This is a genomic window from Dactylosporangium sp. NPDC049525 (genome assembly GCF_040676755.1).
Lineage (GTDB): Bacteria > Actinomycetota > Actinomycetes > Mycobacteriales > Micromonosporaceae > Dactylosporangium.
This window is the reverse complement of the sequence record NZ_JBFAPO010000001.1, coordinates 557,342-577,947: the sequence shown is the minus strand read 5'-3', so window position 1 is coordinate 577,947 and position 20,606 is coordinate 557,342. Positions and strand designations below refer to the sequence as shown.

General features: G+C 68.9%; 19 protein-coding genes. 8 read left to right on the top strand and 11 right to left on the bottom strand.

What is annotated here, in order from left to right; all coding sequences use genetic code 11:
- Window positions 1–69: 69 nt before the first annotated feature.
- The 5 genes from rplI to AB0K00_RS02565 all read right to left on the bottom strand — a co-directional run bounded on the left by rplI (window position 70) and on the right by AB0K00_RS02565 (window position 2,762).
- The gene (gene rplI, locus AB0K00_RS02585) at window positions 70–519 is read right to left on the bottom strand and encodes a 50S ribosomal protein L9 (protein WP_363514050.1); all 450 of its coding nucleotides are present in this window, start codon (window positions 517–519) and stop codon (window positions 70–72) included.
- Between the two features lie 12 nt (window positions 520–531).
- Window positions 532–771: a 30S ribosomal protein S18 gene (gene rpsR / locus AB0K00_RS02580; RefSeq protein WP_033359945.1), complete on the bottom strand. Its 240-nt coding sequence runs from the start codon at window positions 769–771 to the stop codon at window positions 532–534.
- Between the two features lie 20 nt (window positions 772–791).
- The gene (locus AB0K00_RS02575) at window positions 792–1,322 is read right to left on the bottom strand and encodes a single-stranded DNA-binding protein (protein WP_363514048.1); all 531 of its coding nucleotides are present in this window, start codon (window positions 1,320–1,322) and stop codon (window positions 792–794) included.
- A 108-nt stretch (window positions 1,323–1,430) separates the two neighbouring features.
- On the bottom strand, window positions 1,431–1,721 hold the full coding sequence (rpsF, locus tag AB0K00_RS02570; RefSeq protein WP_033359943.1) for a 30S ribosomal protein S6: 291 nt from the start codon (window positions 1,719–1,721) through the stop codon (window positions 1,431–1,433).
- A 222-nt stretch (window positions 1,722–1,943) separates the two neighbouring features.
- Window positions 1,944–2,762, bottom strand: a complete 819-nt coding sequence (locus tag AB0K00_RS02565; protein WP_363514045.1) for a hypothetical protein — start codon at window positions 2,760–2,762, stop codon at window positions 1,944–1,946.
- A gap of 225 nt (window positions 2,763–2,987) precedes the next feature.
- Here AB0K00_RS02565 and AB0K00_RS02560 point away from each other — a divergent pair, with 225 nt between their 5' ends.
- Both AB0K00_RS02560 and AB0K00_RS02555 read left to right on the top strand, forming a co-directional pair.
- A complete protein-coding gene (locus AB0K00_RS02560; protein WP_363514042.1) occupies window positions 2,988–3,761 on the top strand; it encodes a deoxyribonuclease IV in 774 nt (257 codons plus the stop codon).
- Window positions 3,758–5,944: a hypothetical protein gene (locus tag AB0K00_RS02555; protein WP_363514039.1), complete on the top strand. Its 2,187-nt coding sequence runs from the start codon at window positions 3,758–3,760 to the stop codon at window positions 5,942–5,944. The genes AB0K00_RS02560 and AB0K00_RS02555 overlap by 4 nt, the downstream gene beginning before the upstream one ends.
- A 50-nt stretch (window positions 5,945–5,994) precedes the next feature.
- On the opposite strand, the gene AB0K00_RS02550 is transcribed toward AB0K00_RS02555, so the two are convergent.
- The 4 genes from AB0K00_RS02550 to AB0K00_RS02535 form a co-directional block, all read right to left on the bottom strand.
- Window positions 5,995–7,446 (bottom strand): glycosyltransferase 87 family protein, encoded by a 1,452-nt coding sequence (locus tag AB0K00_RS02550; RefSeq protein ID WP_363514036.1) that lies wholly within the window; start codon window positions 7,444–7,446, stop codon window positions 5,995–5,997.
- 4 nt (window positions 7,447–7,450) lie between these two features.
- Complete coding sequence (locus AB0K00_RS02545) at window positions 7,451–8,644, bottom strand: glycosyltransferase 87 family protein (protein ID WP_363514032.1); 1,194 nt, start codon at window positions 8,642–8,644, stop codon at window positions 7,451–7,453.
- 82 nt (window positions 8,645–8,726) lie between these two features.
- Window positions 8,727–11,330: a transglycosylase domain-containing protein gene (locus AB0K00_RS02540; protein ID WP_363514029.1), complete on the bottom strand. Its 2,604-nt coding sequence runs from the start codon at window positions 11,328–11,330 to the stop codon at window positions 8,727–8,729.
- A gap of 424 nt (window positions 11,331–11,754) precedes the next feature.
- The gene (locus AB0K00_RS02535; protein WP_363514026.1) at window positions 11,755–12,189 is read right to left on the bottom strand and encodes a DUF5318 domain-containing protein; all 435 of its coding nucleotides are present in this window, start codon (window positions 12,187–12,189) and stop codon (window positions 11,755–11,757) included.
- Window positions 12,190–12,374: 185 nt separating this feature from the next.
- On the opposite strand from AB0K00_RS02535, the gene AB0K00_RS02530 reads away from it, so the two are divergent.
- Window positions 12,375–12,974 (top strand): PadR family transcriptional regulator, encoded by a 600-nt coding sequence (locus AB0K00_RS02530; protein ID WP_363514023.1) that lies wholly within the window; start codon window positions 12,375–12,377, stop codon window positions 12,972–12,974.
- Window positions 12,975–12,997: 23 nt separating this feature from the next.
- Entirely contained in the window at window positions 12,998–14,077 is a 1,080-nt protein-coding gene (locus tag AB0K00_RS02525; RefSeq protein ID WP_363515034.1) for an inositol-3-phosphate synthase, read from the top strand.
- Between the two features lie 111 nt (window positions 14,078–14,188).
- Here AB0K00_RS02525 and AB0K00_RS02520 read toward each other — a convergent pair whose 3' ends face one another.
- Window positions 14,189–14,623 (bottom strand): methylated-DNA--[protein]-cysteine S-methyltransferase, encoded by a 435-nt coding sequence (locus tag AB0K00_RS02520; protein ID WP_363514020.1) that lies wholly within the window; start codon window positions 14,621–14,623, stop codon window positions 14,189–14,191.
- A 139-nt stretch (window positions 14,624–14,762) separates the two neighbouring features.
- Between AB0K00_RS02520 and AB0K00_RS02515 the strand changes: the two genes are divergently transcribed.
- The 3 genes from AB0K00_RS02515 to AB0K00_RS02505 all read left to right on the top strand — a co-directional run bounded on the left by AB0K00_RS02515 (window position 14,763) and on the right by AB0K00_RS02505 (window position 18,262).
- A complete protein-coding gene (locus AB0K00_RS02515; RefSeq protein WP_363514017.1) occupies window positions 14,763–15,269 on the top strand; it encodes an NfeD family protein in 507 nt (168 codons plus the stop codon).
- A 13-nt stretch (window positions 15,270–15,282) separates the two neighbouring features.
- Window positions 15,283–16,800 (top strand): SPFH domain-containing protein, encoded by a 1,518-nt coding sequence (locus AB0K00_RS02510; protein ID WP_363514014.1) that lies wholly within the window; start codon window positions 15,283–15,285, stop codon window positions 16,798–16,800.
- Window positions 16,801–16,891: 91 nt separating this feature from the next.
- Window positions 16,892–18,262: an MFS transporter gene (locus tag AB0K00_RS02505; RefSeq protein ID WP_363514011.1), complete on the top strand. Its 1,371-nt coding sequence runs from the start codon at window positions 16,892–16,894 to the stop codon at window positions 18,260–18,262.
- On the opposite strand, the gene AB0K00_RS02500 is transcribed toward AB0K00_RS02505, so the two are convergent.
- On the bottom strand, window positions 18,252–19,178 hold the full coding sequence (locus tag AB0K00_RS02500) for a hypothetical protein (protein WP_363514008.1): 927 nt from the start codon (window positions 19,176–19,178) through the stop codon (window positions 18,252–18,254). The two genes, AB0K00_RS02505 and AB0K00_RS02500, sit on opposite strands and share 11 nt — an antisense overlap.
- Window positions 19,179–19,392: 214 nt before the next feature.
- Here AB0K00_RS02500 and AB0K00_RS02495 point away from each other — a divergent pair, with 214 nt between their 5' ends.
- Window positions 19,393–20,532 carry a glycosyltransferase gene (locus tag AB0K00_RS02495; protein WP_363514005.1) on the top strand — a complete coding sequence of 380 codons (1,140 nt, stop codon included), beginning with the start codon at window positions 19,393–19,395 and terminating at the stop codon, window positions 20,530–20,532.
- The last annotated feature ends 74 nt before the right edge of the window (window positions 20,533–20,606 follow it).

Sequence of the window (20,606 nt, the reverse complement as noted above, 5' to 3'; positions counted from 1 at the left end):
TGGCACCGCGCCGGACGCCGAAAGGGGGCCCGCTCCACCAAGCGGGCCCCCTTTCGTCTGCAGCTGGTGTTACTTGGCGGCCGTGACCTTCAGCGTGAAGGTGGCGGCAACCTCGGGGTGCAGCTTGATCTGCACCTTGTAGTCACCGACCGACTTCACGTGGCCCGGCAGCTCGAGGCGACGCTTGTCCAGGGACGGACCGCCGGCCTTCTGCACCGCGTCGGCGACCTCGGCCGGGGTGACCGAGCCGTAGAGCCGGCCGCCTTCGCCGGCACGGACGGCCAGCTTGACGGTGAGGTTCTCCAGCTGGGCCTTGACCTCGTTGGCGTGGCCCAGGTCGCGGATCTCACGGGCCCCGCGGGCCCGCTTGATCGTGACGATCTGCTTCTCGCCGCCCTTGGTCCAGCGGATCGCGAAGCCCTGGGGGAGCAGGTAGTTACGGCCGTAGCCGTCCTTGACCTCGACCACGTCGCCGGGGGTCCCGAGACCGGTGACCTCCTGCTTCAGGATGATCTTCATGTCAGCCTCCCCTTATCGCGCAGTCGCGGTGTAGGGGAGCAGGGCCATCTCGCGCGCGTTCTTGACGGCGCGCGCGATCTGCCGCTGCTGCTGGGCGGTCACGCCGGTCACCCGCCGAGCGCGGATCTTGCCGCGGTCGGAGATGAACTTGCGCAGCAGCGCGGTGTCCTTGTAGTCGATGTAGGCGATGCCCTCCTTGTCGAGAGGGTTCACCTTCTTCTTCGGTTTGCGCAGGGCCGCAGCCTTCGCCATTGCTCTTGCTCCTGATGCCATTAGAACGGGGGCTCGTCGTCGAAGGATGAGCTCGCCCTGCTGCCGCCGCTCGAGGCGTTCGCCGGCTGCGCGCTGGCCCACGGGTCGTCAAACCCGCCGCCACCACCGCCGCCGCCTCCGCCACCACCGGACGAAGCGCCGAAGCCGCCACCGCCACCGGAGCGCTGCATCTTCTGCACCTTGGCAGTCGCATAGCGCAGCGAGGGGCCGATCTCGTCGACCTCAAGCTCGATGACAGTGCGCTTCTCGCCCTCGCGCGTCTCATAGGTCCGCTGCTTCAGGCGGCCGGAGACGATCACGCGGGCACCACGCTGCAGCGACTCGGCGACGTTCTCCGCCGCCTGGCGCCACACCGTGCAGGACAGGAACAGCGGCTCGCCGTCCTTCCACTCGTTGGAGGCCTTGTCCATGAACCGGGGGGTGGATGCCACCCGGAACTTGGCCACGGCGGCTCCAGACGGAGTGAAGCGCAACTCGGGGTCGTCGGTCAGATTGCCGATGACCGTGATCGTGGTGTCTCCTGCTGCCATATTGAGTCAACTCCTCGCGCACTGGGGTACGGCCCACCTTGTCACAGGGGTATGACAATTCCCCGTGACGTGTGGCCGGCGAAGCAGGTCGATCTCGCCCGGATCCGCTTAGCGGACCTCGGGCCGGATGACCTTGGTGCGCAGCACGGACTCGTTGAGTCGCAGCTGACGGTCCAGCTCGGCCACCGACTCCGGCGATGCCTGGAGGTCGATGACGGCGTAGATGCCCTCGGTCTTCTTGTTGATCTCGTACGAGAGGCGCCTGCGGCCCCACACGTCGAGCTTCTCCACCGAGCCACCCGACGTCCGGATCACGTTCAGATACGTGTCGAGCGACGGTGCGACGGTGCGCTCCTCGAGACTTCCATCGAGGATCACCATGATTTCGTAATGACGCAAGACGTTCTCACCTCCTACGGGCTAAACGGCCGCGGTCCATCCGCGGCAGGAGGTCGTGCGTCGTCTGCCACCCGATAGGCGGCAGACCGAACTAGAGTACACGGGGCGTGGACATGCAAAGACCGCGGGGCGCGTCATCCGCTTCTCTGGGTGGGACCTGGGGAGGAACGACCACACCGGTGCGTTGGATGACGGCGCCCCGCGGAGCTACCTAATTGTACCTTAAGCGAAGCTAGTACGTGATGACCGCTGCGCAATAATAGCCCGAATTGCGGCGATTCCAACACCGACCACGCAGACCGTCGCGACCAGCGCCAGCAGCCCCGTGGGGGCGTTCGTGGCCGGACCGCTCGCGGCGACGGGCTCCTCGACGTATACCCGCTCGTCCGTCGAGGTACTCGCGTTGACGTTGGCCCCCGCCGCGGGCGACGCGGTCGCGTCGGGCCCGAGCAGCGACGGGTCGACCGGCTCGGTGCCGGTGCCGTCCGCCTCGCCGGTGCTGCTCGACGGGGTGGTCGACGGCTTACGGGTCGAGCGGCCGTTCGGTGAGGCGTTGATGGCCTGGTTGGCGGCCGCTGCCGCGGCGCCGGCCGGGCCGCTCGTGTTCGCCGGCTGGCCTGCCTGGCCGCCCTGACCGGCCTGCCCCGCGCCCTGCCCGGCGGCGGGTGCGGCGGGCGGCGCGGTGACCCCGACGGAGACCGGCTTGAACTGCTCGACCACGCCGACGCCGCAGGAGAACGTCATCGCGACGTTCACCGGGCCCTTCTTGAACACGACCGGCACGGCCTGGTTGGGCTGCACCGACGAGACGGCCTTGCCGTCGACCTTGAGGGTCGCGTCCTGGCCGAGCCGGTTGACGAAGTTGACCCGCGACTCGGCCGGCACCGAGACGCTGCCGGTGCTGGGCTCCGACTTGCACACCAGCAGGCTCAACACGCTCCCGCCGCTGAACTCGACGGTCGGGGTGGAGGGCGCGGCGTGCACGGGGCTGGCGCCCACGGTCAGGGCCGCGGCGAACAGCGCAGCGGCTGCTGCCGCCACGCGGAGAGCCGGTCGGTGTCCAGACAAGGTAGCCATCCAAGGTTGAGGATTGAGCAGGTGTTGTTCCATCGAGGTCACGCGATCACGGGCGACCTAGTTGCGTAACGACGCGGCCGACTGGACGGTGACGGAAGCCTGGCATTCCGGACCCTTCGGTCGGGTTACCACCAGGCCCCAGGCCCCGGGTCGCGCAAACTGTCGGTCCCACGTCGTAGGCTCTGCGGCATGCGAATCGGTGCTCACGTCGACCCCGCTGAGCCACTGGCCGAGGCAGCGGCGCGCGGCGCTGACCTGGTCCAGTTCTTCCTGACCGACCCGCAGGGCTGGGCCGATCCCAAAGACCGTCCGGACGCCGAGGCGCTCATCGCCTCCGACGTCGACGTTTACATCCACGCGCCCTATCGGATCAACGTCGCGTCGTCCAACAACAGGATCCGCATCCCCAGCCGCAAGCTGCTCTTCAGACATGCGGCGGGGGCCGCGAAGGTCGGCGCCAAGGGGCTGATCGTGCACGGGGGGCACGTGGAGAGCGCCGACGGCCTGGACGCTGGCTTCGACAACTGGCGCAAGACGTTCGCGTTCGCCGCCGACGAGGGCGGCTTCAAGACGCCGATCCTGATCGAGAACACCGCCGGCGGCGACAACGCCTGCGCCAGGCGCTTCGACGCGCTGGCCCGGCTGTGGGACGCCGTCGGTGAGTATGAGGTCGGGTTCTGCCTGGACACCTGCCATGCCCACGCGGGCGGCGAGGACCTGCTCGACATCGTGGAGCGGGTCAAGGGCATCACCGGCCGGATCGACCTGATCCACGCCAACAACTCCCGCGACGGGTTCGACTCGGGCCGGGACCGGCACGACAACCTGACGGCGGGCGAGATCGACCCGGAGCTCATCGTCGCGGTGATCCGGGCCGCCGGCGCGCCGGCGCTGGTTGAGACGCCCGGCGGGGCCGACGGGCAGACCGCCGACATCACCTACCTGCGGGAGCGGCTGGCGTGAGCAACGTGTCCGAGACCGAGAAGGACCCGGAGGCGGATCCGGCCACCGCGAAGCCCGAGGAGCCGGAGCCGTCGGCGGCCGCCCTCGAGTCGCCGGCCTCCGAGAACGGAAGGCGCGCGGGCACGGAGGCCGCCGCGGCCAGAAGCCTGGAAGCGAAGGCCATGGCGGCATCCGACACCACGGACCCCGTCAAGGCCGACGCCGCAGACCCTCTAAAGGCCGACGCCGCAGACCCTCTAAAGGCCGACGCCGCGGAACCAGTGAAGGCCGATGGCGCGGACCCCGTGAAAGCTGGCGACGCGGGACCGGCGAAGGCCGATGCCGCCGACCAGCGCGTGAGCCTGATCAAGGCCGGGGACAAGGCCAAGGACGAGGACCCGTTCGGCTCCTTTGCACCCGTCCCCGAAGAGGTGCCCGGCCGGGCCCGCAGGGTAGCGGCCCGCGTCGGCAACGCCGTCGGGGAGTTCCTCGGCCACGAGTGGACGATGGCGGCGGTCGGCTCGGTGCTGCTCGCCGCGTTCATGACCTGGCCGACCTTGCGGCATCCGGCGACCACGATCCCGCAGGACATCGCGGATCCGACGCTGCAGGCGTGGCAGATGTCGTGGGGTGGGCACGCCCTGCTCACCAACCCGGCGCAGCTGTGGAATGCCAACGCGTTCTTCCCCGACAAGTACAGCTACGCGTTCTCGGACACGCTGCTCGGCTACGCGCCCGCCGGCATGATCGGCAGCGGGCCGGTGGCGGCGCTCGTGCGGTACAACATCATGTACGTCCTGATCTTCGCGCTCGCGTTCTTCGGCGCTTACGTGCTGGCCCGGCAGCTCGGCGCAAAGCCGACCGGCGCGGTCGTGGCCGGTGCCGCGTTCGCCTATGCGCCGTGGCGGCTGGGGCAGGCGGGTCACCTGCACGTGCTGTCGATCGGCGGGATCGCGCTGGCACTGGCGATGCTCGCGCGCGGGCACGGCTTCTCGCTGCGTGACGGCTACCAGCCGGACCGGCGCCGGTGGGGCTGGGTGCTCGCCGGGTGGCTCGTCGCGGCCTGGCAGATCAGCCTGGGCTTCGGCATCGGCATCCCGTTCGTATATGCACTGTTGCTGATCGTGGTCGCGACCGCGGTGTCGTGGGGTTACCGGCACGTGCGGAAGTGGGCCGTCACCCGGCCGTTCGGCTGGAAGCTGTTCTTCGCCAACCTCGGCGGCGGGACTGTGTTCGCCGCCGTCGGTGCGCTGATGGCGTATCCCTACCTGCAGGTGCTGAAGGACCATCCGTATGCGCGGCGCAGCGAGGAGCTCGTCGGGCTGTTCTCGCCGCCGCTGAAGGGGTTCTTCATCGCGCCGCCGGAGTCGTGGCTGTGGGGCGACGCGTATGCGGCCGCCCGCGGCACGCTGAGCTGGGCGCCGGAGATGGCGCTGCTGCCCGGCTTCTTCCTGTACGGGCTGGCGTTCGCCGGGCTGTTCGTGTCGACGTGGCGGATCAAGCACCGGATCTGGATGCTGGTCGGCGTCGTGACCTCGGTCGCGCTGGCGATGGGGACGCACGGCTTCGGCAAGGGCGAGTTCGGCTACCTGGCGCTGTACCGGGCGCTGCCAGGCTTCGACGGCATCCGCACCTCGGGGCGCCTGGTGGTGTGGACGACGCTGTTCCTGGCGCTGCTCGCGGCGGGGGCGGTGAGCGCGTTCGCGGAGCGGGCGGTGGAGCTGTTCGCCGACCGGACGCAGACGGAGCGCGGCGACCGCGCCGGGTTCCTGCCCCGCCTGGCCACGCTGATCCCGGTGATGCTGGTGCTGTTCGAGGGCTCGCACATGACGCCGCACCCGGTGGTGCCGAACACGCCCGTGGCGATGAGCTCGGTGCCGGGTCCGCTGATGGTGCTGCCGAGCCACGAGCTGTTCGACATGAACGTCATGCTGTGGAGCACCGACGGGTTCCCGAAGATCGTCAACGGTGGCAGCGGCTTCACGCCGATGGACCAGCAGGAGCTGCGGCTCACGATGCAGCAGTTCCCCGACGCGGCGACCGTGGCGCTGCTGCGGGAGCGGGGCATCCGCACGGTTGTCGTGGTGCGCAGCCAGGCACTCGGCACTGCGTATGAGCGGGCGATCGACGCGCCGATCGACGGTCTGGGCCTGACCCGCACGGAGCAGGGCGACGTCGTGCTCTACAAGGTCGAGGCCGGCTGACACGAGGGCAGCAAAAAGGGCCGGCGGATCCCGCCGGCCCTTTTTGGCTGTTACAGCGACTTGACGAGTGGTGGCGGATCGGTCAGTGACGGCTCGACCTCGTCGCGGTTGAAGACCCCGCCGTCGGGATCCTCGCCTTCGTAGGTGTCCCGCACGACGTCCATCTCGGGGTGGCGGATGTCGCGGATCACGTAGCCGACCAGCACCACGAGCGTGACCAGCCGCAGGATCGAGGCGAGCACGAACACGCCCTCGGGGAACACCTGCCGGCCGGAGGCGCCCATGAGCTCGCCGTAGAACGACACGAAATACAGCACCTCGGCCGCCTGCCACGCGAGGAACGCACCCCATCGAGGACGGGCGAGCACCGCGAGGGGAATCAGCCACAGCACGTACTGCTGGGACCAGACCTTGCCGGTGATGAGGAACGCGGCCACGATCAGGAACGCGAGCTGTGCCAGGCGCGGCGGGATCGGCGCGGTCAGCCCGACGATCAGGATGCCGACGCAGCTGATCAGGAACAGGCCGAGATACAGCACGTTCAGGGTGGCGTGCTCCGGGTCGGTGTCGAGGTTCTGGAAGAACGGGAACCCGTATTGGCCGGAGCCGCGCGGGAAGTGCGCCCCGATGTACCAGAGGGTGCCCCAGTCGATGCCACGCTTGGAGTTGAACTCCCAGAACTTGGCCCACGAGTCCCAGTAGAGCACCGCGACCGGCACGTTGATCGCGAGCCAGGTGCCGGCGCCGACGCCGAACGTGGCGAGCGCTTCCTTCCACTTGCCGGTGCGCAGGCACAGCACCAGCAGGGCGCCGAGGATCAGGACCGGATAGAACTTCGCGGCCGTCGCCAGGCCGAGGAAGAGACCGGCGAGCAGCGGTCTTCGTCTGGCCCAGAACACGAGCGAGATGGAGGCGAGCCCCACACAGAAGAGGTCCCAGTTGACGGTCGCGGAGACGAACAGCGCGGGTGCCGCGGCGAACATCGCGGCGTCCCAGGGCCTTCGCCGGCGTATGGCGAGCGTGGCGGCGACCGCGGCGATGCCGAACGCGCTGAGCACGACGGCGTTGAGGTCGTAGAACGTCTGGCCGGGGTTGTCGATCCGCTCCTGCTGGCCGAGGGAGTACACGGGCAGGCCGAGCACGCCCATGAACGCGCCGGTCAGCACCGGATACTCGACCTGGTGGTCGGCGTAGGGGACCTGGCCTTCGTTGAGCCCCTCGGCGTAATACAGGGCCAGCACGTCGGTGTAGCAGAAGTACTTGTACTGCTTCATGTCCGCCCACGCGCCGTCGCGACAGGGGGACTTCTGCATCCAGGAGAAGCTGAGCATGGCGCAGATCAGCAGGAGGACCACTCTGGAGGGGGTCCAGAAACGGCTCGACGTCCGCACCGCGTGACTGCCCAGCGGCCCACCGATCGACTCGGAGAGGCCACCGACGAAGCGGTCGGAATTGGCGGGCTCGTCACTCAGGCGGCGCTCGGGTCGCACAGTCGGCGGCATCGCATCACCGTACCGTCGCGACCTCCGAGGCGGGTGCACCACCCGACGTGGTTTGCTCGCCGATGCGCCGGATCGGCAGTGCGAACAGCAGCACCACGGCGAGCAGCACGTACCAGTTCTCGATGAAGAAGCCGAGGATGCCCTCGCCCCACGGGTCGACGGGCAGGCCCTGGTCGTACAGCGACACCATGCCTACACCGACGGTGACAGCGATCAATACCGCCAGCCATCGCCGGCCCGCGTCGACGAGGACGACCAGCGCCGGCACGAACCAGTACAGGTGGTGGATCCAGGTGATCGGGCTGGCCAGGCAGCCGACGAAGCCGGCGATGGTGAGCCCGACGAGGTCGTCGCCGGCGAGCGCGGCCCGGCGGGCCCGCCACAGCCCGGCGGCGACCACGGCCAGCACCAGCAGCACCCACAGCCAGCCCGGCGCGTCATAGCGGGCGAGCAGGCCGCGCAGCGACTGGTTGGGGATGTAGGCCTTGTTGCCGATCCCGTCGCCCTTCCACAGGGTGTCGCTCCAGAAGTCCCACGACGCGCGCGGTGCGATCGCGGCGGCGAGCAGCGTCGCGACCGCGGCACTCACGACGGCCGTGATGCCGGCCCGGTATCGCCGGCTGACCAGCAGATACACGATGAAGATCGCCGGGGTCAGCTTGATCGCGGCGGCCAGGCCGATCAGCACGCCCGCCCAACGGCTCTCCCGCGGCAGCAGGATCAGCAGGTCGGCCAGGATGAGCAGGATCAGCAGCACATTGATCTGGCCGAAGCTGAACGTTTCACGGATCGGCTCAAGGGTGCTGAAGACGACGGTCGACAGGACCAGCATGAACGGCAGCGACCAGCCGTGCCGGCGAGCCACCGGGGCGACCAGCCAGTAGCTGGTGATGAGCAGGCCGGCGAGGGCGATGACGGCGTAGACGGTCACGGCCGCGTTCTTGCTCAGCAGCGCGAACGGGACCAGCACCATCGCGCCGAACGGCGGATACGTGAAGCCGAGCGCGCCCTGCGTGTCGTCGGGCTTGGTGAACGTGTAGAGGTCGTGCCCGTCGAGCCACCAGTTGACGGCCTGCCGGTAGATCGTGAGGTCGTAGAAGTGGTGCCGGATGCCATACCACCAGTGCGCATAGGCCACCAGCGCCACGAACAGCGCGAGCAACCCCCACCGGACGGCCTTCAGCCTGCCCGCTTCCAACGCAAACCCCCAACGACAGCGGCCACGGTCCCGGCGAACATACCGCCGTTACCGTGGCCGCACATCTTCGGCCCTACCCCGCTCAGCGCCTTCGGGTCGGCCCGACGGTCGGGATGATGCCACCGCCGTTGCCGCCGGGGCCCGGGCTCTGGCTGTTGCCGGGGCCCGGGTTGCCGGGGCCACCGCTCGGGATGTTCGGGTCGACCGGCATGCTCGGCTGCGGCGAGATACCGGTGCCGACCTCCAGGTTGCCGACGTTCTTCGGTCCCGGGAAGTTGATCTTCGGCTGCTTCATGATGGCCTCGGCCTTGTCCATGAAGTCCTGCCAGATCGGGCCGGGCAGGTTACCGCCGATGATGCCATTGCCTTTGCTGTCGACGATCTTCTGCTCCTCGGCCTTGTTACCGACCCACACCGCGGTCGCCAGGCCCGGCGACTTCTTGCCCGGGTCGTAGGCGGTGTAGCCGACGAACCACGCGTGCGCGTTGGAGGTGGTCTGGCCGAGCTGCCAGGTGCCGGTCTTGCCGGCGATCTGGCGGCCGTCCTTGAGCTTCAGGCCGTAGTGCTTCGGCACGCCCTGCAGGACGGTGTTGAGGTCGTCGGCCATCTGGTCGGTGAAGCCCGGGATGCGCTTCGGGTTGATCACCTCGCCGTAGGTCTTCTTGCCGCCTTCCCAGATTTCCTTCAGGAAGTGCGTCTTCGCCGCGACGCCGCGGGCGGCGAAGGTGGCGATGCCGCCGGCGTGCTCCAGGACCGTGATCGGGTACTGACCGAAGGCAACCTCGGTGTTGAAGTACCTCGGGAACACGTCGGTGCCCTTGTTGGCCACGAGGTCGATCTTCTTGGACTTGCCTTCGACGTTGGCCCACATGTCGGTGATGCCGGCCGCACGAGCGGTATCGATCACCTTGGCCGGGCCGACCTTCTCGGCGAGCGCGAAGAACGGCACGTTGAGCGACATGACGGTGACCTCTTCCAAGGTGCACCACTTGCCGTCGCCCGACTTGCACTTCGGCGAGGAGACGTTGCCCTCACCGGCATTCTTGACCGGGTTCTTCGCCGTTCGGCCGCTGGCCGGGAACTGCTGCGGCGAGTCGCCGTTCCAGTACGAGTCGATCGTGTAACCGTTGATCAGACCGGTCGCCAGCGTGTAGACCTTCATCGTCGAACCCGGTGGGTGGCCGCCGCAGCAGCTGTCCTCGCCATTGCTCAGCACCGGGTCGTTGTAGTAGCCGGCGAAGTCGCCGCCGTTGCCGCTGTCGCCGCCGTAGTAGGCCTTGACCGCGCCGGTGCCCGGCTCGACCGACACCAGGGCGGCCTGCAGGTTGCCCGGATACTTGTTGATCCGCGACTCGGGGTTGCGGCTCGCCTCCTGGACCGCGGCCTGCTGGAGCTTCTGGTCGATCGTGGTGACGATCTTCAGACCGCCGTTGGCGATCTTGTCGAAGTTCTTGCTGCCGTCGGCGTCGACGCCCTCGTAGAGCAGGGCACCGGTCTTCGGGTCGGTCAGCGCGGCGACCTCGTCGAGCACGTGGTGCACGATCAGGCCCTCGGGCTTGTCCATGCTGCCCTGGGTCTTGATCGCGTTGGCCCTGGACTCGGCCGGCGTGATGACCTTCGCCGGGTAGGCCATCTTCGTCTCGGCCTCTTCGGCCTTCACGAACTTCAACGAGATCATCTGGCTCTTGATGTAGTTGAAGCGGTCCATGGCCTGCTGCTTGTCGACGTTCGGGTCGAACGGGCTGCCCTTGCCGCCGGTGCTGTCGGGGCTCTTGATGATGCCGGCGAGGACCATGCCCTCCGCCATCGACAGGTCCTTCGCGGGCTTGTTGAAGTACGCGATGGAGGCGGCCTGGATGCCGTAAGCGCCGCGGCCGAAGTAGACGATGTTCAGGTACATCGTCATGATCTGGTCTTTGGTGTAGGACTGATTGAGCTTCAGCGCGATGACGGCCTCGCGCAGCTTCCGGGCGTAGGTGACGCCTTCGAGCTCGGCCCACTTACGGGCATACTGCTGGCTGATCGTCGAGGCGCCCTGCCGGTCGCCGCCGGTGACGTTGTTCCACGCCGCGCGGACGACGCCTTTGTAGTCGACGCCGTCGTTGGTGTAGAAGGTGTTGTCCTCGGCCGCGACGACGGCGTGCTGCACGTCAGGCGGGATCTGGTCGAACGGGATGACCGTGCGGTTCTTGTCCCCGATGCGACCCATCGGCGTGACGCCGTCGGCGTAGTAGATCGTGGTCGACTGCTCCATGGCCAGGTTCTCCGGCAGGGCGACCTGGTCGAAGTAATACGTGCCGCTGACCATGCCGATGCCGGCGATCATGATGAACGCGGCGATCGAGGCGATGACGATGTTGCGGCGCCGCCGGCGCTTGGCCCTCGCGCTACTGCTGCCCTTGCCCTTGCCCTGGCCGCTGTCACCGGGACCGCCGGGGCCGCCTGGACCGCCCGGGCCACCGGGGCCGCCCGGCCCGTCGCCGAAGCCTTCGGCACCCGACGGCATCGAGACGGACGCGCGGCCGACCGTGGCCCGGCCGACCGTCGCCCGGCCGGCGGGGGATCCGCTGCCGGGCACCGACGCCGAGCCCGACACGGAGGCGGAGCCGGAGACGGACGCGGAGCCCAGCACGGACGCCGAGCCCGACGCGCCCGGGACCGACGCCGATCCGGACGCGCCTGGCACGGAGGCACGCCCGGTGCGCGGCTCGTCGCCGCCGGGGCGGCCTACGCTCGCGCGGCCGACCGTCGCCCGGCCCGCGGAACCAGCGCTCGCGCTCGGCGGCGGAGGTGGCAGCGGAGGCGGGGGCGGCAGCGGGGGGCCACCGAAGGGGTCGTCACCGTCTGGTCCCGGAAAGGATCCAGGAACCTGCGCCCGGCCCGAGGGGGAGTTGGTCGGGTCACCGTAGTTCATTCGTCCCACCTTGCCGGTTGCGTCGTTGTCGCATGCTCCGTCGCCACCATGTCTGTGAGCTGAGGCACTCGTCTGTCAGGTCTCAAGTCTGCGGTCTTCGCGGTCAAGCGGCCGTGAGGCCACTGGCCGCACGGGCGGTGTTCACCGTCCGTGAGGGCATCGATGCAAATCGGCCCGCCGCGATTGCGGGCCAGGTTCACTCGGCCGCCCCTCCTCGGACCCGCGTCGATGACCGACTGGCGGCTCCATCGTCCGATCCGGCCGCAAGGCCGTCCCGCCCCAGCAGATACTGCTCCACGAGATGATTCCAGCCGCAGTCGCGGCAGACCTCCACCACGTAGACGTGAAACTCACTCAGCGTCATCGCCAGGAGTGGCAGCTCGGTCAGGCGGCGGGCCTGACCGGACGACTGCCGCAGCTCATCCCCATAGATGTAGTGCACATGGGTGAGGTTCTCCCGGCGGCACACCGGGCACAGCTCGTCCGTCGGCTCGCCGTGGAATTTCGCTGCGCTCTTCAGGTATGGCGACGCGTCGCACACCTCATAGGTGCCGACGCGCCCGGAATGCACCTCACGCAGCAGGGCGCGTCTCCGCAAGGAGAAGTCGACCACCTGACGCTGGGTACGCATGCGCCCGAGGGTACGCGGTCACGCGCCGCTCGGCGACATCGGTCACGATCGGTAACCGTCGGATAGACGATCAGCGCTGTGGCCCAGGCCACTTGGTCAGCGACGTTGCATCCGTTCGGTCATGGGCCTACCGTTGCGATGTATCGGACCGATACATCGGCCGGGTTAACGGAGGGAGGCTGGGAATGCTCGAACTGGCGATCCTGGGTCTCCTCCACGAATCCCCGATGCATGGCTATGAGCTCCGCAAGCAGCTCACCACCAAGCTGGGCGCGTTCCGGGCCGCGATCAGCTACGGCTCCCTTTACCCCACACTGCGTCGGCTCCAGACGGATGGCTGGATCTCCGAGGGTGCGCCGCCGGCGGGCATGCCGACGTCACCCGACGAGGTCCCGTTGTTAACCGGTAAGCGCGGCCGCGTGGTCTACACGATCACCGCGGAAGGCAAGGAGCGCTTCCAGGAGCTGCTCACCGCGGCCGGCCCCGAGACCTATGACAGCGAGGCCGGCTTCGGGGTCCACTTCGCGTTCTTCGCGCGCACCGACCCGGCAACCAGGTTGCGGATCCTCGAGGGCCGCCGCCGCCGGGTCGAAGAGCGCCGCGAGGGCATGCGCGACGTGCTGAGCCGGGCCGCGGAGCGGCTCGACGCCTACACCCTGGAGCTGCAACGCCACGGCCTGGACGCGTGCGAGCGCGAGGTCCGCTGGCTCGAAGAACTCATTGCGAACGAACGCAATGGCACCACCCCTCAACCGCCTTCGGCAGATCCGGAGCGGTCATCGTGAACAACAAGAAGGAGGCATCCGCGATGGGCTCCGTCCGCGTTGCCATCGTCGGTGTCGGCAACTGCGCCTCGTCCCTGATTCAGGGCGTGGAGTATTACCGCACCGCCGACCCGAATGACCGGGTACCGGGTCTCATGCACGTCAAGTTCGGCGACTACCACGTCGGTGACGTGCAGTTCGTCGCCGCGTTCGACGTCGACGCCAAGAAGGTCGGTCAGGATCTCGCCGCCGCGATCGGCGCCAGCGAGAACAACACCATCCAGTTCTGCGACGTGCCGCCCACCGGCGTGACCGTCCAGCGCGGACCGACCTTCGACGGCCTGGGCCAGTACTACCGCGAGATGATCGACGAGTCCGACGAGCAGCCGGTCGACGTGACCGCGGCGCTGCGCGACGCGCAGGTCGACGTTCTCGTCTGCTACCTGCCGGTCGGCTCCGAGCAGGCCGCCAAGTTCTACGCACAGGCTGCGATCGACGCGGGCTGCGCCTTCGTCAACGCGCTGCCGGTGTTCATCGCCTCCAACCCGGAGTGGGCGCAGAAGTTCACCGACGCCGGGCTGCCGATCGTCGGTGACGACATCAAGAGCCAGGTCGGCGCCACGATCGTCCACCGCGCCCTCGCCAAGCTGTTCGAGGACCGGGGCGTCGAGCTGCTGCGCACCTACCAGCTGAACTTCGGCGGCAACATGGACTTCATGAACATGCTGGAGCGCACCCGCCTGGTCTCGAAGAAGATCTCGAAGACCCAGTCGGTGACCTCGCAGATCCCGCACGAGATGGTGAAGTCCGACGTTCACATCGGCCCGTCGGACCACGTGCCGTGGCTCGACGACCGCAAGTGGGCCTACATCCGGCTCGAGGGCAAGTCCTTCGGCGACACCCCGCTCAACGCGGAGCTGAAGCTCGAGGTCTGGGACTCCCCCAACTCCGCCGGCGTCATCATCGACGCGCTGCGCGCCGCCAAGATCGCCAAGGACCGGGGTATCGGTGGCCCGATCCTGTCCGCGTCGAGCTACTTCATGAAGTCGCCGCCGGTGCAGTACAACGACCACGACGCCCACGAGTCGATCGAACAGTTCATCAAGGGTGAGATCGAGCGCTGAGCTCGTTCCTTATACCTGACGCGCAACGGCGAACGCCCCTTCCTCCGGAGGGGGCGTTCGCCGTCTGCAACTCAGAACAGCCTGTTGCAACTCGGAACAGGCCGAACCAACTCAGAACAGGCCGAACTCGCGCTCGATGCGGACCTTGGCCTCCAGCTCGAGCAGCACCTTCTTGCGCCAGATGCCGCCGCCGAAGCCGACCATCTTGCCGTCGGCGCCGACCACCCGGTGGCAGGGCACGATGATCGGCAGCGGGTTGCGGTTGCAGGCGACCCCGACCGCGCGGGCGCCGTCCGGCTCGCCGACCGCGGCGGCGATCTGACCGTACGTGCGCATCTCCGCATACGGGATGGCCCACAACGCCCGCCAGACGGACCGCTCGAACTGCGAGCCGCCCGGCACGGACAACGGCACCGTGAACGGCGCCGACTCGCCGGAGAAGTAGCCGGTCAGCTCCTCGACGGCCCGCTCGAGCACCGGGTCACCGCTGACCAGGGGACCCGCCGCGCCGCCGAAGCGGACCGCGCACACACCGGCGTCATCCACCGCGATTCCGACCGCATCGATCGGCGCTTGCATTTCCGCCCAACGCACACCACCAATTGTGCCCGAAAACGCGAGTGTCAGATTTGCGTCGCATCGATACCCTCCAGGTGCCAGCTGGGGCGGGGGGAGGGGGCCGGCGTTGGATGTGCTGTTTCTGGTCATCGGTGGGCTCGGGATTCTCGTGCTGGCCGTGTCGCTGTTGCTCGGCGACCTCTTCCATTTTGACGTCGACCACCCGGACGCCGGCGGTGTGTTCTCCCTGCCGGCGGTTGCCGGGTTCATCGGCGCGTTCGGCTTCGGCGCCGCGATCGTCTCAGCGCTCGGCGTGCCGGGGGGCACGACCGTCGCGGTCCTCGGCGGGTTCGCCGCGGCGCTGCCCACTGCCTGGCTGGCGACGCGGCTCGCTCGGATGGCGATGAACATGCGTACCGACGCCACACCGACGCAGCGGGACATGATCGGCACCACGGGCGTCGTGGTCACCCCGATCACCGTGAACGGTTTCGGCGAGGTGCGGATCTCCCTCGGCGGGCAGCCGGTGAAGCTCAACGCGCGTGCCGATCACCCGATCGCGCTCGGCACGCGCGTCCTCGTGGTGGAGGCGACCAGCTCCACCAGCGTGATCGTCGAAGAAACCCCTTTATAGAAGGGACGGACATATGGATACGGTCCTGCTCATCGCAATCGGTGGCGCGGTCCTGCTGATCCTCTTCCTGATGCTGTTCGTCGTGTCGCGGATCAAGGTCGCCGGCTCCAACGAGGCATTCATCATCACCGGCCGCAAGGGCAAGTCGGTGCAGGGCCTGGACGGGTCCCGCTCGACCGACCTGTCGGGCCAGAAGGTCGTCATGGGCGCCTCGGTGTTCGTGGTGCCAATCGTGCAGAAGCTGCAGGTCCTGGACCTGTCCAGCCGCCGCATCCACGTCGAGATCACCGGCGCGGTCAGCAAACAGGGCATCCGCGCCAACCTGCAGGGCGTCGCGATCGTCAAGGTCGGCGGCACCGAGGACGCGATCCGGGCGGCCGCCCAGCGGTTCCTCAACCAGCAGCAGGGCATCGACCTGTTCACCAGCGAGGTCCTCGCCGGTGCGCTGCGCTCGATCGTCGGCCGGCTGACCATCGAGGAGATCATCCGCGACCGGACCGCGTTCGCCAGCGCGGTGGCCGAGGAGGCCGAGCACTCGCTGACCAACCAGGGGCTCGTGCTCGACACGTTCCAGCTGCAGGACATCTTCGCCGAGGGGTCCTACCTGCAGGACCTCGGCCGTCCGGAGGCCGCCCGGGTGCTCCGCGACGCCGCGATCGCCGAGGCGCACGCCCGCCAGGCCGCCGAGTCGGAGCGGCTCAAGGCGGAGGAGGCCATCGCCGAGGCGAACCGGAACCTGTCGCTCAAGCAGGCCGGCATCCAGGCCGAGATCGACGCCGCGAAGGCCCGGTCGGCCGCGGCCGGCCCGCTCGCGCAGGCCGAGCGCGAGCAGATCATCCTGGCCGAGCAGCAGAAGGTGGCCGAGCGCAACGCCGAGCTCAAGCAACGCCAGCTGGACACCGAGGTGCGCAAGCCGGCCGACGCCGAGCGGTATCGGGTCGAGCAGGAGGCCGAGGCGGCGAAGAACGCCGCGATCTTCCGGGCCGACGCGCAGCGGCAGGCGGTCATCGCCGCCGCACAGGGCGCGGCCGAGCAGGCCCGCCTCACCGGTGAGGGTGAGCGGTCGCGGCGGGCCGCGCTGGCCGAGGCCAACGCGATCGAGGGCGCCAAGGAGGGCGAGGCGGAGCAGCGGCGCCGGGTCGCGATCGCCGAGGCGCTGGAGCGTGAGGGTGTCGCCGAGGCGTCGGCGATCCTGGCCCGTGGCCAGGCCGAGGCCGAGGCGATGAAGCTCAAGGCCGACGCGTTCGCCACCTACGGCGAGGCCGCGATCCTGGACCTGCTCGTGCGGGTGATGCCCGACGTGGTCCGGGCGGCGAGCGAGCCGATGGCCAACATCGACAAGATGACCGTCATCTCCACCGACGGCGCGTCGTCGCTGACCAAGTCGGTCGCCGGCAACGTCGCCCAGGGGCTGCAGCTCAGCAACGACCTGACCGGTATCGACCTGGCGAAACTCCTCGGCAGGCTCAGCGGCATGGCCGTCGACGAGCCGGTCAACGGCCGGGCGGCGGTCGAGCCACCGAAGTCCTGACGGGTCGCTGAACGCTCGGCGGAGATCGTGTCACGGGTCTTCGCCGAGCTTTGGCGGGTGCACCTGCCTGAACGAGCCGTAGGCTTTTGCCGTGTCCACCGTCACCGCAGGCGCCCATCCGCAGTCCCATTTCGTGCGGGCCGTGCTGCGGCAACGTGGCTTCCGCCGGCTGCTCGGCGTGCGGATGGTGGCGCAGATCGGCGACGGTCTCTTCCAGGGCGCGCTGGCCGGCACGGTGCTGTTCAACCCGGAGCAGCGGGCCGGCGGGATGGCGATCGCGGCCGGTTTCGCCGTGCTGTTGTTGCCGTATTCACTGATCGGCCCCTATGTCGGGGTGTTCCTCGACCGGTGGCGGCGGCGCACGATCATCTCCCGGGCCAACCTGCTGCGCACGGTCCTGGTGCTGCCGATCGCGCTGTACATCTGGCAGGGCCACGAGTCGCCGGTGCCGTTCCTGCTGGCGCTGGTGGTGACCGGGTTGAACCGGTTCTTCCTGGCCGGGCTGTCCGCGGCGACCCCGCACGTGGTCGACGACCACATGCTGGTGACCGCCAACTCCTTCTCGGCGACGCTGGGCTCGCTGAGCTTCTCCGTCGGCATCGGCACCGGTGCGGCGTTGATCAAGACGGTGCTGGCCACCTCGTTCCACGGCTATGCCCTGGTCGCCGCGATGGCCGCCGGCTTCTACCTGGCCTCCGCGCTGCTCGGCCGGTCCTCGTTCACCGCCGACGAGCTCGGCCCCGACGCCGCGCAGCAGACCAAGGGCTCGATCCGGCAGGCGGTCGGCGACGTCAACCGCGGCACGGTCGCCGGGGTGCGCCACCTCGGGGCGAAGCGCGGCGCCGCCTATCTGGTGCTGGTGCAGTCCGTGTTCCGGCTGCTCTACGGCGTCGTGCTACTGGCCTGTCTCCTGCTGTTCCGCACCGTGTTCAACACCGGTGACGAGGTCAGCGACTCCTTCGGTACCATCGCCAACGCTTTTGCCGCGGGAGGCGTCGGCATGCTGCTGGCGTCCTTCGTGACGCCGCCGATCGCCCGCCGGATCGGGGGCTGGCGCTGGGTGACGGCGGTGCTGGTGGCCACCGGCGCGGCGATCCTCGGCTTCGGCCTGCCCTTCGACCCGGTGCTGCTGCTCGGGGCGGTCTTCGCGACCAGCCTGGCGGCGCAGGCGATCAAGATCGTCACGGACACGTCGCTGCAGCACGAGTGCGCGGACGAGTTCCGGGGGCGGGTGTTCAGCATCAACGACACCGCGTTCAACATCATGCTGGTCGCCGGCATGTACATCGGCGCGCTCACCCTGCCCTACACGGGCCGGTCGGCGGCGGTGCTGAGCGTCGTCGCGCTGGGCTACGTGCTGGCCGCGGCCGCCTATGGGGTGCTGGGCGGCCGGTGGGCCCGCCGGGTCGGCGACGACATCGCGCAACCCGACGGGACTCCTGCGGCGCTGGTCAGCCGCTAGACGTGCGCTTCGCGGTGGCCTGGATCTGGGTGGTGCTGAAGGTCAGGCTGTCACCGTTGCAGGTGTACTTCGCCGGGTTGTCGTCCGCCTCGAACGCGTCGGTCTGGCTGTAGCCGATCGACGGCGCCGTGGTCAGCGTGTTGCCGCTCGCCTTGACGTTGGAGTAGACGATGCTGCCGCTGGCCGTCTGGATGTCCGAGTTCACGGTCGCGTTCACGGTGATCGTGATCGGCACCTTCTGACCCTGGATGGTCGGGCTGCCGCTGAACACGCTGTCCTGGTACGTCTCGGTGAGCGTGCCCTCGGGCGTGAACTTCAGCGTCGAGCCGTTCTTGGTCAGGCTGATCGACACGCCACCCTCGACGCCATCCATCGCGGCGGTCTCGGTGTAGGTCGAGGTCTGCCAGGTGCCGACGAGGCACTTGTCGATCTTCGACTCCGTCTTGGCGCTCGCACCGGTGGAGGCGCCGGTGGTCCGGCTCGGGTCGGCGACGTTCTTCGTGTCGTCCTTGCGCAGGGCGACAACCGCGACGATCGCGATCACGAGCACCACGACCACGCCGGACAGCGCGATCAGCGGCATCATGAACTTGTTCTTGCGCGGCGGGGTCGGTGTCGCACCGTACTGCCCGCCGTAGGTGGTCGGCGGGAACGCCGGCGGCCCGCTGACCGGCCCGGGGTAGCCCGGGCCGCTGGTCTGGCCCGGGTAACCGGGACCGCTGGTCTGACCGGGGTAGCCGGGGCCACTGACCTGCTGATCGGGGAACGAGGGTCCAGAGCTTTGGTAGCCGGCATAGGGCCCGCCGCTGTACGGGTCGCCACTGTAGGGCGTTCCGCTGACCGGCGGTTGCGGCGCCTGCGGGACGCCTCGATAGGTGCGGCACTGCGTGCAGTAGCCGTTCATATCAATACCCATGCCGCCGCAGGTAGGACACGGCTGCATGTCTGCCTCCAGGGTTCAGGGGTGGCCAGCCCAGGTGCTTTGGTGCGGCCGAAGGGGGGATCGTGTAGCGACGGTAGCTGACCCCGTCTACGTGTAGAACCGACCGAATCGCCACATGCACGACGCAGCGGTGGTCAGAGTTCCGACAGCGTTGAACCGCTCACGGTCCCTCCAGGAGAATGTGGGCGTGCCTCAGCCGCTGGTCGTCGTCTTCGCCGGAACGTCGTGGGACGGGGTGACCGGTTCTGACCGGCTGCTCTCCGCCGCGCTCACCCCTCATGCTGACATCCTCTGGGTCGATCCGCCGATCTCTGCGGCAACCCCGGACCGCTACCGCTACGGCGCCTCCCGCCTGGGCGTCGCCCCGCAGATACGTCAGGTGTCCGACGGTGTGACCCGGCTGACCCCACGGGTGCTGCCGCTGCACACCCGCCCGTACATCAAGGTCAGCACCGCCGCCCTGATCCGCTCGCAGAGCCGTTGGGCGCTGCGCAAGCTCGACCGCCGGCCGGTCGCGGTGGTCGCGTGCAACCTCGTCGACGTGCTGCGCAGCTGGGGACCGGGGGTGTCCAAGGTGCTGTACGGCACCGACGACTACGTCGCGGGTGCGGAGCTGATGGGGCACGACGCGGCGCGGGTCGCCGAGGACGAGCGCCGCCAGCTCGACAACGCCGACCTGGTGGTGGCGGTCTCCACGGTACTGGCGGAGCGCTGGACCGGGCTGGGCGCAAAGCGGGTCGTGCTGATCCCGAACGGGGTACAGACGTCGGCGTACCGCATCCCGGGCGAGCCGGCCGAGCTGCCCAAGCCGCTGGCCGGGCCGGTCGCGGGGGTGATCGGCCAGTTCTCCGACCGGACCGACTTCGAGCTGCTCGCCGCCCTGGCCGACGACGGCGTGTCGCTGCTGCTGGTCGGGCCGCACGACGCCCGCTGGGAGCCGGACCGGTTCCCGGCGCTGACCGAGCGGCCCAACGTGGTCTGGGTCGGCCGGCAGCCGTTCGAGGCGCTGCCGTCATATCTGCGGCACATCGACGTGGGGGTCACGCCGTATCGCGACACGCCCTTCAACCGCGCGTCGTTCCCGCTCAAGACGCTGGAATACCTCGCCGCCGGCAAGCCGCCGGTGAGCACCGACCTGCCCGCGGTGCACTGGCTCGACTCCCCGCTCGTGCGGATCGCGAGCACTCCGAAGGCGATGGTGGCCGCGGTACGTGACGCCGCCGCCGAATCCCAGGATCCGGTTCAGGTGGCGGCCCGGCAGGCATTTGCCGAGCAGCACTCGTGGGCGGAACGGGCTAAGGCGTTGGCCGCAGCACTACCACTTTGAGCTGTATGTAATCGTATGATCACATAATGTCATCACCTCCACCGCCTTTGTCTGCTTCGTCACCGGATCCCGAT